The sequence below is a fragment of the Kitasatospora sp. NPDC028055 genome (assembly GCF_040637885.1).
Taxonomy (GTDB): Bacteria; Actinomycetota; Actinomycetes; order Streptomycetales; family Streptomycetaceae; genus Kitasatospora.
The window spans coordinates 140,803-155,397 of the sequence record NZ_JBEZXE010000017.1 but is presented as its reverse complement, the minus strand read 5'-3'; the positions used below and the strand labels follow the sequence as shown (position 1 = coordinate 155,397).

At 74.3% G+C, this 14,595-nt stretch carries 8 protein-coding genes; 2 read left to right on the top strand and 6 right to left on the bottom strand.

What is annotated here, in order from left to right:
• Nucleotides 1-139: 139 nt before the first annotated feature.
• From AB0F71_RS19480 to AB0F71_RS19470, 3 genes are read right to left on the bottom strand one after another with little or no spacing between them, the layout of a single operon-like run.
• The gene (locus AB0F71_RS19480) at nucleotides 140-352 is read right to left on the bottom strand and encodes an MbtH family protein (protein ID WP_360235602.1); all 213 of its coding nucleotides are present in this window, start codon (nucleotides 350-352) and stop codon (nucleotides 140-142) included.
• Between the two features lie 29 nt (nucleotides 353-381).
• A complete protein-coding gene (gene glyA, locus AB0F71_RS19475; protein WP_360235599.1) occupies nucleotides 382-1,770 on the bottom strand; it encodes a serine hydroxymethyltransferase in 1,389 nt (462 codons plus the stop codon).
• A gap of 14 nt (nucleotides 1,771-1,784) precedes the next feature.
• The gene (locus AB0F71_RS19470) at nucleotides 1,785-4,226 is read right to left on the bottom strand and encodes an amino acid adenylation domain-containing protein (RefSeq protein WP_360235596.1); all 2,442 of its coding nucleotides are present in this window, start codon (nucleotides 4,224-4,226) and stop codon (nucleotides 1,785-1,787) included.
• Between the two features lie 309 nt (nucleotides 4,227-4,535).
• Between AB0F71_RS19470 and AB0F71_RS19465 the strand changes: the two genes are divergently transcribed.
• Both AB0F71_RS19465 and AB0F71_RS19460 read left to right on the top strand, forming a co-directional pair.
• Entirely contained in the window at nucleotides 4,536-5,909 is a 1,374-nt protein-coding gene (locus tag AB0F71_RS19465) for a condensation domain-containing protein (protein WP_360235593.1), read from the top strand.
• Entirely contained in the window at nucleotides 5,906-8,281 is a 2,376-nt protein-coding gene (locus tag AB0F71_RS19460; protein ID WP_360235590.1) for a non-ribosomal peptide synthetase, read from the top strand. Before AB0F71_RS19465 ends, AB0F71_RS19460 begins: the two co-directional genes overlap by 4 nt.
• A gap of 61 nt (nucleotides 8,282-8,342) precedes the next feature.
• On the opposite strand, the gene AB0F71_RS19455 is transcribed toward AB0F71_RS19460, so the two are convergent.
• Genes AB0F71_RS19455 through AB0F71_RS19445 form a run of 3 tightly spaced genes read right to left on the bottom strand, consistent with a single transcriptional unit; the run spans nucleotide 8,343 to nucleotide 14,442 of the window.
• The gene (locus tag AB0F71_RS19455) at nucleotides 8,343-9,881 is read right to left on the bottom strand and encodes an AMP-binding protein (RefSeq protein ID WP_360235587.1); all 1,539 of its coding nucleotides are present in this window, start codon (nucleotides 9,879-9,881) and stop codon (nucleotides 8,343-8,345) included.
• A gap of 29 nt (nucleotides 9,882-9,910) precedes the next feature.
• Complete coding sequence (locus AB0F71_RS19450; protein ID WP_360235584.1) at nucleotides 9,911-11,167, bottom strand: FAD-dependent oxidoreductase; 1,257 nt, start codon at nucleotides 11,165-11,167, stop codon at nucleotides 9,911-9,913.
• On the bottom strand, nucleotides 11,164-14,442 hold the full coding sequence (locus tag AB0F71_RS19445; protein ID WP_360235581.1) for an amino acid adenylation domain-containing protein: 3,279 nt from the start codon (nucleotides 14,440-14,442) through the stop codon (nucleotides 11,164-11,166). Before AB0F71_RS19445 ends, AB0F71_RS19450 begins: the two co-directional genes overlap by 4 nt.
• Between the last annotated feature and the right edge of the window lie 153 nt (nucleotides 14,443-14,595).

Below are 14,595 nucleotides of genomic sequence, written 5' to 3'. Positions count from 1 at the left end.
TCCCCCGTGTGGTCGCCCACCACTGGGGGGCGCTGGGGCGGGGCGCAGACCGCGCCTCCCCGCCTGGGGTTGGTCAACGCGGTCGCCGGGGGGCGGTTGAACCACCGCCCCGGGCCTCCGGCGTTCCCGGCCGGGCCGGTCAGCCCTGGCTGCCCTCCATGGCCCGCCGCAGGCTGAGCGGGCGCATGTCGGTCCACACCTGGGCGACGTGCCCCAGGCACTCCTGGCGGGTCCCCTCGAAGCCCTCCGCCCGCCAGCCGGCCGGGACGTCCCGGTCGGCCGGCCAGACGGAGTACTGCTCCTCGTCGTTGAGGACCACCAGGTGCCGGCGGTCGTCGTCGGGCTCGCTCACTGTGTCTTCCTTCCGGAGGGGCGGGGACCCTAGCCGACGGCGTAGCCGGGCAGGGGGAACTTGGCGGCCAGTTCGGCGACCTGGGAGGCCACCGAGTAGCGGACGTCGTCGGGCAGTTCGTAGCTGCGCGGCCCGAGCGGCGTGACGGCGGACAGCACGGTGTCGATCAGCTCGGCGCAGCGCGCCGCCTCGGCCCCGGACATCCCTCGGTGCGCGGCGCTGTTGGAGCCCAGCCGCACACCGCCGCCGACCAGCGGCGGGGTGGTGTCGCCGGGCACCCGGTTCTTGTTGACCACCATCCCGCACTCCTCCAGCGCCTCCTCGGCCACCAGGCCGCTGAGGCCGCGGGGGCGCAGGTCGACCAGGACGGTGTGGTTGTCCGTCCCGCCGGAGACGATCGGGTAGCCGCGCCGGCCGAGTTCGGCCGCCATGCCGCGGGAGAAGGAGACGATCCGCTCGGTGGTGGCCGCGAAGGCCGGGGTCGCCACGATCGCCAGCGCGCGGGCCTTGGCCGCGATGCTGTTGAGCGCGGGGGCGCCCTGGTAGTACGGGAAGATCGCGCGCTGCAGGAAGGAGGCGAGGTCGCCGTTGCCCTTGGGCGCCGGGGCGTCGTGGTCCCGGCCGACCAGGATCAGGCCGCCGCGCGGCCCGAACAGCTGCTTGTGGGTGCAGGCGGTGGTGATGTGGGCGTGGTCGACCGGGCTGGGGTGCAGGCCGGTCGCGACCAGTCCGGCGACGTGCGAGATGTCGGCCATCAGGTAGGCGCCGACCTCGTCGGCGATCGCCCGGAAGCGGGCGAAGTCGACGATCCGGCTGTAGGCGGTGGCCCCGCAGATGATCACCCGGGGCCGGTGCTCCCGGGCCAGCTCGGCCACCTGGCCGTAGTCGATCATCCCGGCCGCGTCCAGCCCGTACCCGACGGCGTCGAAGTACTGCCCGGCGTACGCGGCCGGGCTGCCGTGGGTGAGGTGGCCGCCCTCGGCCAGGTTCATCCCCAGCAGGGTGTCCCCGGGGTTCAGCAGGGCGGACAGCACCGCGTAGTTGGCGGTGGTCGCCGAGTGCGCCTGGACGTTGGCGTAGCGGGCGCCGAAGACGCTCTTGGCGCGCTCGATCGCCAGGCTCTCGATGTCGTCGATGACCCCGCAGCCGGCGTGGTAGCGGCGGCCCGGGTAGCCCTCCGCGGTCACGTTGACCGCGGTCGAGGCCTGGGCGGCCAGCACCGAGGGGTCGACCACGCTGGAGGAGGCCACCAGCGACAGGGTGGCGTTCTGCCGGGCCTGCTCACGGGCCAGCACCCGGTGGAGTTCCGGGTCGTCGGCGGCGAGCTTCTCGGCACCGGCGACCAGCAGGTCGCGCACGGTGTCCTCGGTGTCGTCCGCGTCCTCCGGGGCGCGGCCGGGGGCGGGTGAAACTGACATGGGACCGTCCTTCGTCAGAGCGGCCGGGCGAGTTCACGTGCCAACTCGGCCACGGTGGGAAAGTCGAACAGGGTCCAGACGTCGATGTCCACTCCGAGGGCGGCCCGGATCCGGGTCGCCAGCTTGACGGCGGCCAGCGAGTGGCCGCCCAGCTCGAAGTAGTCCTCGTGCAGGCCGACTTCGGCGACGCCCAGCGACTGGGCGAACAGCGCGCGCAGGGTCGTCTCCAGGTCGGACCCGGTGTCCTCGGCGCCCGCCGCGTCCCCGGCGCCGTCGGCGGGGGCGGGGGCGGGGGCGGGAACAGGGGCGGGGGCGGCCTGGGCCGGGGCAGCGGCGGCCTGGGCGCAGCCGGCCAGCGCACGGCGGTCGAGCTTGCCGTTGGTCGAGGTGGGCAGCGCCGCCAGCTCGGTGAACTGCTTGGGCACCATGTAGCCGGGCAGCAGCTCGGACAGCGCGGAACGGCACTTCTCCGGGTCGAAGGCGCCCGGCCCGGCGGGCACCACGAAGGCGGCCAGCCGCCGGGCGCCGTCCTCGCCGACCGGGAGCACCGCGGCCTGCCCGACCCCCGGCAGACCGCGCAGCACGGTCTCGATCTCGCCGAGTTCGATCCGGAAGCCGCTGATCTTGACCTGGTCGTCCAGCCGCCCGAGGTACTCGATCTGCCCGTCGGTGCGGTACCGGGCGAGGTCGCCGGTGCGGTACAGCCGCCCGCCCGGGGTGAAGGGGTCCGCGACGAACCGCTCCCGGGTCAGTTCCGGCTGCCGGTGGTAGCCGAGGGCGACCTGGACGCCGCCGATGCACAGCTCGCCCGCGACGCCGACCGGCACCGGTTCGAGCCGCTCGTCGACGACGTACAGGCCGGTGTTGGCGATCGGGCGCCCGATCGGCACGTCCCGCCCGGCGAAGTCCGGCGCGGCCTGCCAGTGCGAGACCTCGATGGAGGCCTCGGTAGGGCCGTAGAGGTTGTGCAGTTCGCAGTCCAGCTGCCGGAAGAAGGCCCGGACGGTGGTCGGGGCGAGCGCCTCGCCGCTGGCGAAGACCAGCCGCAGGCCGGCGCAGTGCCCGGCCAGGTCCTCCTCCTCCAGGAAGGCGTCCAGCATGGAGGGCACGAAGTGGATCACGGTGACGCCGCGGTCGCGGACGGTCCGCTTGAGGTAGCGGGTGTCCCGGTGCCCGCCCGGGCGGGCGACCACCAGGCAGGCGCCGGAGACCAGCGGCCAGAGGAACTCCCAGGCCGAGACGTCGAATCCGAACGGGGTCTTCTGCAGCACCCGGTCGGCCGGGCCGAGCGGGAAGCGCCGGCGCCGCCAGTGGACGGTGTTGAACACGCCCGCGTGCCGGTTCAGCACGCCCTTGGGACGGCCGGTGGAGCCCGAGGTGTAGATCAGGTAGATGGGGGTGTCGCCGGTGATCTCCGGGCGGCCGGTCTCCGGCGCCTGCGCGCCCTCCCATTCGGCCTGGGCGACCGTCAGCGCGGTGACGCCGGGCCGGGCGAGTGCCTCGACGTCCTCGGGGCGGCACAGCACGGTGGCGGCGCCGGAGTCCTCGACCATGTACCGCACCCGGTCGGCGGGGAGCTCGGGATCGAGCGGCACGTAGGCGAGCCCGGCCTTGAGCACCCCGAGGATCGCCACCACCAGCTCGACCGAGCGCTCCAGGTGGATCCCGACGAAGCCGGCGGTCGCACCCGCGTTCAGTCGGCGGCTCACCAGGGCGGCCCGCCGGTCGAGTTCGGCGTAGCTGAGCACGGTGCCCTCGAACTCCACGGCGGGCGCGGCCGGGGTGGCCCGCGCCTGCTCCTCGAAGGCCGCCACCACGGTCGAGTCCGGGTAGGGCGTCCGGGTGCCGTTCCAGTCCGCGAGGATCCGCTCGCGCTCCCGCGCCGAACCGAACCGGGCCCGGCGGACCGGTCCGCCGGGGTCGGTGACCAGCGCGGCCAGCAGCCGGGCGGTGTGCTCCAGCACCCGGTCGGCGGTGGCCCCGTCGAGCAGCGCCGGGTCGTACCCGGCCTCCAGCAGGGCGCCGGCCCCGGCCGGGCGCAGCCGGACGGTCAGCGGGGCCTCGGCCCCGTCCGCCCGGCGCTCCACCGCGGGCTCCACCGTTGGTTTCGCCTCGGCGAGTTGACGCACCACCTGCTGCCGGATCCCGCGCAGGTCGGCGTCCGCCTCGACGGAGATCCGCACCGGCCCCGGCCCGTCCAGCGTCAACTCGACGTCCTGCTGCCCGGCGTAGTGGTGCAGCAGCACCGCGAGCACGGCCGCGAGCACCGCGTCCGCGCCGCCGTCGGGTTCCTGCGCCAGGCCCAGGAATCGCTCCAGGACCGGCTCCGGAACCGGGTGCGTACGCGAACTGCTGTGTTCGGTCGGGTGATTGGCGAGCCACCGGTCGCACGGCAACCGCACCAGGCCCACGGCCGCCGTTGTGACGAGGCCGCCGGCCACGTGTGTGCCGGTCATTCGCGACTCCCGGAAGTGAGCATGCACCGGACAGGTTCGAGATCAAGGGATACCGCACCGGCCGAGGTATGACAACCAACTGCCTTTCCCGCTGGACTTTTCCGGCCCACCCCCGGGGAGGATCTTCCGCAGAGTGCGTACGGCTGACAGACTGGGGCGATGATCGCCCGCCCGCCGGCGCACTCCCTCCCGGCGGCGCACTCCTTCCGGCGCGGTCGAGGAATTCGGGCGGCTCTGCCCCGCCCCCCGCCCCCGCCCTCGCCAGATCCCGACCTCGCCCCGACGTTCCGACACTTCGATGGGAGCACGATGCCCGGTTCCGTCGGCGCGGCCGACCCGGCCGAGCGGTACGAACTGTCCTCCGGCCAGGAGGCGCTGTGGATGTTCGAGCAACTGGTGCCCGGCACCGCCGCCTACCACGTCCCGCTGGCCTTCCGGTTGCGCGGCCCGCTGCGGCCCGAGCTGCTGCGGGCCGCGCTGACCCTGGTGGCGCGCCGGCAGGAGGTGCTGCGCACCGCCTTCCGCGCGGACGACGGTGACCCGTACCAGCTGGTGCTGCCGCCCGGCGAGGCCGAGTTGCCGCTCTGCGACACCGCCGACGGGGCCGAGCTCGCGGCCGAGCTGCACCGGGAGGCGCGCGTGCCCTTCGACCTGGCGGCGGGCCGGCCGTTCCGGCTCCGGCTGTTCCGGCTCGGGCCCGAGGAGCACGTGCTCAGCCTGGTGATGCATCACATCGCCACCGACGGCTGGTCGTTGCGAGTGCTGCTCCACGAGCTGTCCGCCGGGTACACGGCGCTGCTGGCCGGGCAGGACCCGGAGGCCGTGCTGCCCGAACTGCCGGTGCCGTACCGGCGGTACGCCCAGTGGCAGCGGGAGTACTACCAGGGGCCGGAGCTGGAGGAGATGCTCGACCACTGGGAGAAGGAGCTGCGCGACCTACCGGCCGTCGACCTGGCCGCCGGGCGGCCGCGCCCCCGGCGGCCGACCTTCGCGGCCGACCGCCTGGTCGTCCGGCTCGACCCGGCCCTGCACCGCGCACTCACCGACCTGGCCCGGGCCGCCAGGGGGTCGCTGTTCTCGCTGCTCGGCGCGGCCTTCGCGCTCGCCCTGACCGAGCGCACCGGCCGCCCCGACACCGCGTTCGCCACCCTGCTCGCCGGCCGCGGCGAGCCGGAACTCGAACCGCTGATCGGCTACTTCGTCAACATGGTGGTGCTGCGCGCGGACCTCACGGACGACCCCGCCTTCTGCGAGCTGGCCGCCCGGCTGAACGTCTCCAGCGTGCGGTCCATCGACTACGAGGTGCCGTTCGGCAGCGTGGTGCGCCGCCTCGCCCCCGCCCGCCGGCCCGGGCGCAACCCGCTGGCCCAGGTCACCCTCCAGCTGCGCACCGGCGGCAGCGCCCCGGGCCGCCCCGAGCTGCCGGGCGTGGTCAGCGAGGACGTCGACCTGTACCCCGGGCAGCACGCCTTCGACGCCACGGTGACCTTCATCGAGGACGGCCCGGACTTCCTGCTCAGCATCGAGTACTCGACCGAGGCGTTCGACGCGCCGTGGGCCGCCGGCCTGGCCGACCAGCTGCAGGAGCTGCTCCGGACGGCCGTGGACCGCCCCGGCGCCCGGGTCTCCCGGCTGCTGGCCGCCGTCGCCCCTCACCAACCCCCTCAGGGAGCCTCCTCATGACCGAGCACGCCGATCCCGTCCTCCCGGTGCTGTGGCGGGCCGGCACCGCCGCCGTCGAGTCCGCGCCGCTGACCGGCCTGCGGGCCGGAGCTCCCGCGGACCTCGCCGCCGGGCTGTGCGCGCTGGTGCTGCGCTACGGCGGCCTGCGGCCGGTCACCCTCTGGGGCCGCGCCGAGGGCGGGGACGCCTGGACGCAGTGGCAGGTCGACCCCGCCGAACTGGCCGGAACCGGCCCCTCCGCCCCCACGCTGGGGGCCTGCCGGGCCGCCTTCGCCCGGCGCGGGGCGGCGTTCGACCAGGGGCTGGAGCTGTCGGTGGACCCGCAGTCCTCGCCGGCCGTGTTCGCCCTCTCCCCGGCCGCCGACGGCAGCTGGACGCTCCGCCTGCGCGCCACCGCCCGGCCGGACGACGAGCAGGCGCCCGCCCGGATCACCGCGCACCTGGCCGCCTACCTCGCCGCCCCCGACGAGCTGCGGATCGACCAGGTCGAGCACCTCACCGCCGCCGAGCACGAGCTGGTCGCGGAGGTGAACCGCCCGCAGCCGCCGCTCACCGAGCCGCACTGCCTGCACCACCGGGTGGAGCGGCAGGTGGCCGCCGGCCCGGAGCGGACCGCCGTGGTCCAGGGCCCGCTGAGCCTCACCTACGGCGAACTCGACGCCCGGGCCAACGCCCTGGCCGTCCGGATCGCCGCCCACGGCGTCGGGCCCGGCGGGCGGGTCGGGGTGGCGGCGACCCGCAGCGTGGAGCTGGTGGTGGCGGCCTACGCGGCGTTGAAGACCGGCGCCGCCTTCGTCCCGCTGGACCCGATGCTGCCCGCCCACCGCCGCGAGGTGCTGCACCGGCTGGGCCGGGTGGACGTGGTGGTCGCCGACGCGGCGGGCGCCGCCCACCCGGCCACCGGTGTGCCGGTGATCGCGCTCGGCCCGGTCGAGGAGCTGCCGACCGCCTCCCGGGAGGCGCTGCCGGAGGTCGACGTGACCGGCCGGGACCTCGCCTACGTGATCTTCACCTCCGGCTCTTCCGGCGAGCCGAAGGGCGCCCTGCTCGACCACGTCGGCCGGACCAGCATGATCCTCGACCTCAGCTCCCGCTACGGCCTCGGCCCCGGCGACCGGATCCTCGGCGTCTCCTCACCGAGCTTCGACATGACGGTCTACGACATGTTCGCCGCGCTGATGACCGGCGCCACGCTCGTCCTGCCGGAGCGCGGGCGGGAGAACGACGTCGAGCACTGGGCCGAGCTGGTCGAGCACGCGGGCATCACCGTCTGGCACTCCGTCCCGTCCTCGCTGGCGCAGTTCCTGCGCACCTGGGGTGAGGAGGAGCGGACCGGCGCGCTCCGGGCCTTCCTGCTGGGCGGGGACTGGATCCCGCTGGCCCAGCCGGAGTCGACCCGCAAGGCGTTCCCCGAGGCCCGCTTCATCAGCCTCGGCGGCGCCACCGAGGTCTCGGTGGACAGCACCTACTACGACGTGGCCGCCGTCGACCCGCGCTGGCGCTCGATCCCGTACGGGCGGGCCATGACCAACCAGAGCGCCTACGTGCTGGACGCCTTCGGCACGCCCGCCGCGGTGGACCAGCTCGGCGAGCTGTTCCTCGGCGGGCTGGGCGTCGGCTGGGGCTACCAGGACCGGCCCGCCTTCACCGCCGAACGCTTCCTGCCCGACCCGTTCTCCGCCGTCCCCGGCGCCCGGCTGTACCGCACCGGCGACCTGGCCCGGCTGCGGGCGGACGGCGAGCTGGAGCTGATCGGCCGGGTCGACCACCAGGTGAAGATCGGCGGGGTGCGGATCGAGCTCGGCGAGATCCAGTCCTGCCTGCGCGAGCACCCGGCGGTGGCGGACGCCATCGTGGTGCCGGTGCGCGACTCGGCGGGCATCGCCCAGTCGCTGGCCGCCTACGTGTCGGTGGCCGAGGCGGCCGAGGCGGCCGAGGCCTCGGTCGAGGAGCTCCGGGCCCACCTGCGCCGGCGGCTGCCGGAGAGCATGGTCCCGGCCCGGGTGTTCGCGCTCGCCGAGCTGCCGGTCAACCAGAACGGCAAGATCGCCCGGCCGGAGCTGGAACGGCTCGCCGCCGAGGCCGCGGCCGCCCCCGCCGCACCGGAGCGCCCCACCGACCCGGCCGTCCGGGCCGCCGTCGGCGAGACCTGGCACGAGGTGCTGGGCCTGGCCGAAGTCCCGGGCTCCGCCGCCTCGTTCATCGACCTGGGCGGCAACTCGCTGGCCGCGATCCAGGTCGTCGGCCGGCTGAACCGCCGCTTCGGCACGGCGTTGAAGGTCGCCGACCTGATCACCGCCGACACCGTCGCCGAGGTCGCCGCCATCGTCACCGAGCGCCGCGGCACCAGCACCCGCCCCTCCCTGCGCTGACCCGGGCCACGCACAGCGAGGGCCGGTACCCGTGGCGGGTACCGGCCCTCCGTGGGTGCCGTCAGCGCGCGGCGAGGGTGCGGGCCACCGCGTCCCGGTCGACCTTGCCGCTGTGGGTGCGCGGCAGCGCGGCCACCGTGGTGAAGGAGCGCGGGATGTACGGGTCCGGCAGGGTGCGGCGCAGCTCGTCCGCCGCGCGGGCCGCGTCCAGCGGCTCGGCGCCGGCGTCCACCGTCACCGCGCAGTGCAGCGAGCGCGAGCCCTGCCCGTCGTCCAGGGCGACGCAGACCGCAGCGGAGACGGTCGGCAGCTCCAGCAGCCGCACCTCGATCTCCAGCAGGTTGACCCGGTAGCCGCGGATCTTGACGTCCTTGTCCCGGCGGGCCAGGAAGGTCACCGCGCCGTCCTCCAGCCGGACCAGGTCGCCGGTACGGAAGGCCGCGGTGTGCCCCTGCGGGGTCGGGTCGACGGTGACGAAGCGCTTGGCGTTCAGCTCCGGCTGGTTGAGGTAGCCGGGCGACAACGGCGCGCCGGCCACCAGCAGTTCGCCGACGTTGGGCTCGGCCGCGTCCAGCGGGTCGATCAGCAGCTCGCAGCCCGGCAGCGGCACGCCGATCGGCGGCAGCGCGGGCCAGGAGGAGCTGGGGCCGGTCAGGGTGTGCGCCGTGACCATCGCGGACTCGCTCTGCCCGTAGTGGTTGTTCAGCCGGCACCGCGGCAGCCGGGCGAACAGCTCCCGGATGTCCGGGGTGCAGACCAGCTGCTCGCCGGCCGCGTTGACCTCGGCGAGCGCCAGGTGCTCCAGCGACTCCTCCTCGGCCGCCGCCACGGCGAGCATCTGCAGGGCGACGTACGGCAGGAAGAGCCGCTCGATCCGGTTCTCCGCCAGCCACTCCAGCAGTTCGAAGGGGTCCTGCCGCAGCTCCTCCGGCACCACCACCAGCGTGCCGCCGCCGCACAGGGTGCCGAGCACCTCCTGGAAGGAGACGTCGAAGTTGAGCGGGGCGAACTGGGCGGTGCGCAGGTCCCGGCGGACGGAGTGGCTGCGCTGCCAGTCGGCCATGGTGTCCAGGCAGCTGTGCGGCACGGACACACCCTTGGGCAGGCCGGTGGAGCCGGAGGTGTAGATGATGTACGTCCACAGCTCGGGGCGGCAGTCCACCTTCGCGGCCGTGCCGGCGGTCGGCAGGCCCGCGATCGGCAGGGCGGGCACCGGCACCTCGAACTCCGGCGGCGCGTCCGCGTACAGCAGCAGGCCGGCGCCGCTGTCCTTGAGCATGTGGGCCAGCCGCGCCGCCGGGTACTCGCTGTCCAGCGGGAGGTAGGTGGCGCCCGCCCACATGGTGCCGAGCAGCGCGGCCACCACGGCGGCGCTGCGCCGGCCGGTGACCGCGACCCGGTCCTCCGGGCCGATCCCGGCGGCGGCCAGGCCGTCGGCGATGCCCTTGACCCGGGCCAGCAGCTCGCCGTAGGTCAGGCTGAGCTCGCCGTCGACCACGGCGGTCTCGGTGGGCCTGGCGAGGGCCTGCTCCTCGAACGCGGCCAGCAGGCAGGGCGGGTGGGACTCGCCGCCCCAGAGCGAGAGTGGAGCGGGACTCATGCGGTTCCTCCAGGCGGGAAGGGGGCGGATCAGGACTGGACCTCGCGGTCGAGGTCGCCGAGGTCGCCCTCGGCGTCGTCGAAGTCGTCGAAGAGGGCGTCGTCGTCGAACAGCGCGTCGTCGTCGAAGAGTTCGTCGATGCCGAGCATGCCCGCGACGACGGCGAAGTAGCGGCCGGTCAGCTCGGGGGAGGCGGCGATGGTGCGCAGCATCTCCAGCCGGGAGGGCGTCACGGTGAGCCTGGCCAGCTCCAGGGTGCTCTGGTACGGCTCGGTCAGCTCCTCGTCCCGGCGGCGGGTGAACCGGGCCAGCGCGGCGTCCAGCCGGGCCGGGTCGGCCGTCTCCACCGCCAGCTCCTCGGCCAGGAAGGCGGCCTGGAGCAGGGCGTTGGTGATGCCGCGGGCGCTGATGGTGTCCAGGTGGTGCCCGGCGTCGCCGACCAGCACCCAGCCGGGGCCGTGCCCACGGCGGAAGTAGTTCTGCTGGTCGCCGGTACCGATGATCGCCTCGACCTGGTCCGCCTCGCAGACCTGCTGGTACAGCTCGGGCGCGGTGGAGCGGACGGCCGCCAGGTGGTGGCGGAACGGGTCCTGCTTGACCTCGGCGAAGCGGTCCTGCGGGAAGTAGGTGGAGATCAGGGTGAGGTCGTCGTGGGTGGGGATCCGGACGATCCAGTTGCCGGGGCTCTCGTGGAAGCCGAAGCCGGTGCTGATGCCCGTCCAGGCGGTGTAGTACACGCAGCTGGCCCGCGGGTCGCTCACCTCCAGTGGCGCGTCCACGAGTTGGGCCACCCGGGAGCGCATCCCGTCGGCCCCGACCACCAGCCGGGCATGCTCGGTGCGCACACCGGTGGCGGTACGGAAGCGGACACCGGTGACCCGGCCGTCGGAGTGCACCAGCTCCTGGAGGTTGGCCCGGTCGACGAACTCGACGCCCGCCTTGACGGCCGCGTCGACCAGCAGCTGGTCCAGCACCCGGCGACGCGGGGCGAAGGCGGCCGGGGCGCCCGGCATCACCGGCGCCGGGGCGGCCAGCCGGACTCCGCCGACCTCGTAGCTGATGGTGTCCAGCACCGGGCAGCCGGAGTCCAGCAGCGCCGGGAGGACGCCCCACTCGGAGAGCTTGGCCACGCCCGGCTGGTGGATGAACAGGGTGGACATGGTGTCCGAGGGGAAGGCGGCCCGGTCGATCAGCAGCACCTTGCGGCCGGCCCGGGCCAGCAGCAGGGCGGTGGCGGCGCCCGCGACCCGGGCGCCCACCACCACGGCGTCCCAGCCGCCGCTCACCGCTCGGCCCCGGCGGGCTGCGCGTCGGCCACGGGCTGCGGATCGGCGGGCTGTGCGTCGGCGGCCAGCTTCTCCGCGACCAGTTCCTCCAGCGTCCGCGCCGTGGCCCGCACCGTCGGCTCCGAGTAGAGCGTGACCAGCGGGAACTCCACCCCGAGCCGCTGGCGCACCCGCGCGGTGAACCGGGTGGCGATCAGCGAGTGCCCGCCGAGCATGAAGAAGCCGTCCTCGGCGCCGATCCGCTCGACGCCGAGCAGCTCCCGCCACACCCCGGCGACGAACTGCTCGGAGGGCGTACGCGGCGCCTCGCCGCCGGAGGCCTGTGCACCGGCCGGCGGCTCGGGCACCGTCAGCGCCCTGCGGTCCACCTTGCCGTTGGCGTTCAGCGGGAAGGCCCGCTCGACCACCAGCTGGGCGGGGATCATGTACTGCGGCAGCCACTCCTTGGCGTGCTCGCGGACCGCGTCCAGGGTCGGCGGATCGGCCGGGTCGACGGCGGTGACGAAGGCCACCAGCCGCTGCGCCGGGCCCTGCGCCGCGACCACCACCACGGCCTCCTTCACCTGCGGGTGGCCGAGCAGCGCCGTCTCGATCTCGCCGAGTTCGACCCGCATGCCGCGGATCTTGACCTGGTGGTCGCTGCGCCCGACGAAGCGGAAGCCGCCGTCGGGGTGCAGCAGGCCCTGGTCGCCGGTGCGGTAGAGCCGCTCACCGGGGCGGAACGGATCGGGCAGGAAGGCCCCGGCGGTGCGGGCCGGGTCGTTGAGGTAGCCGCGGGCCAGGCCGAGGCCGCCGATGTACAGGTCCCCGACCACGCCGATCGGCACCGGCCGCAGTTCGTCGTCCAGCACGTGCACGGTGTTGTTGTCGAACGGGCGGCCCAGGTTGACCGCTCCGGTGGCGCTCCCGTCGGCCGGGCCGCAGGTGTGGCAGGTCGAGTCGATGGACACCTCGGTGGCGCCCCAGGTGTTGTGCAGCGCGCCCGGCATCAGCCGGTGGAAGCGCTCGACGGTCGACGGGGTGAGCGCCTCCCCGCTGGAGGTGGTGTTGCGCAGCAGCGGCGGCACCCGCTCGGGCACCTGCTCCACCAGGTCGAGCACCGCGTTCAGCATGCTCGGGACGACCTGGAGGTACACCGACTCGTAGCGGGTGGCGGCCTCCAGCACCGCCACCGGGTCCCGGTGGCGGCCCGGTTCGAGCACGGCCACCCGGCCGCCGACCGAGAGCGGCCAGAAGATCTCCAGGGCGGCGTCGTCGAAGGTCAGCGTGGTCTTGTGGAGCACCGTCTCGCCCCGGGCCAGCCGGTGCTTGCGCTGCATCCAGACCATCCGGTTCACCCAGCCGCGGTGCCGGCTGGCCACGCCCTTGGGCATGCCGGTGGAGCCGGAGGTGTAGTAGACGGAGACCAGGTTCTCGGGGTGCGGACGGGGGCCCTCGGCCGGGGCTCCGGGCCCCGCGGCCGGGTCGACGCCGGCGGGGGAAATGTCGGAGGGGGAAACGTCCGCATGGTCGAGTTCCGCCGGGTCCACGGTCACCGCGCCGACCGAGGCCGCGTCGACCTCCTCGGCCAGGGCCCGCGCCGCCAGCAGCACCGGCGCGCCCGCGTCGGCCAGGATCTGCCGGATCCGGGCCGGCGGGCTGGCCGGGTCCAGCGGCAGGTAGGCGCCGCCGGCCTTGAGGATGCCGAGCAGCCCCACCACCATCTCCGCCGAGCGCTCCAGGCAGATGCCGACCGCGCGCTCGGGGCCGACCCCGCGCGCCCGCAGCTCCCGGGCGAGCGCCTCGGCCCGCCCGTCCAGCTCGCGGTAGCTGAGCCGGGCCGTTTCGGAGACCACCGCGACGTCGTCCGGGGTACGCGCCGCCTGCGCCTCGAACAGCTCGTGCAGGCAGGCGTCGGCCGGGAACTCGGCGGTGGTTCCGTTCACCTCCCGGTCGAGCCGGATTTCCGCCGCGGAACGCAGTTCGATACCGGCCAGCGGTGCCTGCGGATCGGCCAACGCCCCCTCCAGCAGAGCGCGGTAATTCGCGCCGAGCCGGGCGACGGTCGCTTCGTCGAAGAGGTCGCTGTCATAGGCGATGACCCCGGCCACGGAACCGTCCGCGGCTCGTGCGAGGTCGAACTCCAGGTCGGTCTGGACGAATCCGGTCGGTACGTTCCAGCGGCTCGTCCGCAGACCCTCCAGCGGGAGGGGGGCCGGGGACTCCTGGTGGTATCCGAATACCGCCTGAACCAGCGGCGAGTGGCTGACCGCACCCTGACTGTCCGTCACCTTGACGATTTCGTCGAAAGGCACCGACTGGTTGCGGAATCCCCCGATGAAGGTGGAACGGCAGCGCTGGAGATAGTCCGAGAAGCTCTCGCCGCGCCGGCTCCGGCTGCGCAGCGGAAGGATGTTGACGAAGAATCCGACCGTCTCGTCGAGGGCGGAGTCGTCCCGGTTGGTGACGGGCGCGCCCACCACCACGTCGCGCTCCCCGGTGTAGGCGTGCATCAGCAGGGTGAAGGCCGCCAGCAGCACCACGTAGTCGGTGGTGCGGTGCCGGGCCGCGGTCTGCCGTACCCGCTCGGCCAGGCCGGCGTCCAGCGTGAAGTCCAGCAGTTCGCCGCGGAACCGCTGCCGGGCCGGCCGGGGCCGGTCCAGCGGGAGTCGCAGCAGGTCGGGGGCGCCGGCCAGGTGCTCTGCCCAGTACGAGAGTTGGCGTTCCGCCAGGCCGTCGGCGAGCCGCCGGGCCAGCGCGGCGCCGTACTCGGCGTAGTCGTGCCCGGCCGGTCCGGCCTCCTCGGCGGCCGGCGGGCGCCCGGCCAGCACCTCCGCGTAGCCGCGGCCGATCTCGGCGGCGATCACCGCGTTCGACCAGCCGTCGGTGACGATGTGGTGCAGGTTCAGGAGCAGCGTCCACTCCGCGTCCGCCGACCGGAACAGCCGGAAGTCGAAGACTCCGGGGCGCTCCAGGTCGAACGGCTCCGCGGCGGCCTCCCGCACCCGGGCCCGGAGGGAATCGGGATCCCCCCTCAGGTCGTGCACGGGAAGGCTGAACTCCAGGTGGTCGACGATGACTTGCACGGGCTGGTCGTCGACCACGGAAAAACCGGTCCGCAGCGCGGCGTGCCGGGATATCAGTGCACGGATTGACTGTTCCAGCGCGGGGACATCGAGTCCCCCCCTGATCTCGTGCGCCACCGGGCCGTTGTAGAGCGGGAGCCGCGGATGCAGGCTGTGCAGGAGCCACAGCCTGCGCTGTTGCGGCGAGATCGGAACGACACGCTCGGGCATGGGTTGATCCCCCGCTCTCATCACTGCAAGATGCCGCGAGACTACCCTACTCGATGCGATCATGACAGAGGTCAAATCCCTTACGGGCGAGGCAAGATCTTGCCCCTTGCCGAGCGAATTCCCGCCTGTATGCTGACGTTCCTGGGGGACGCG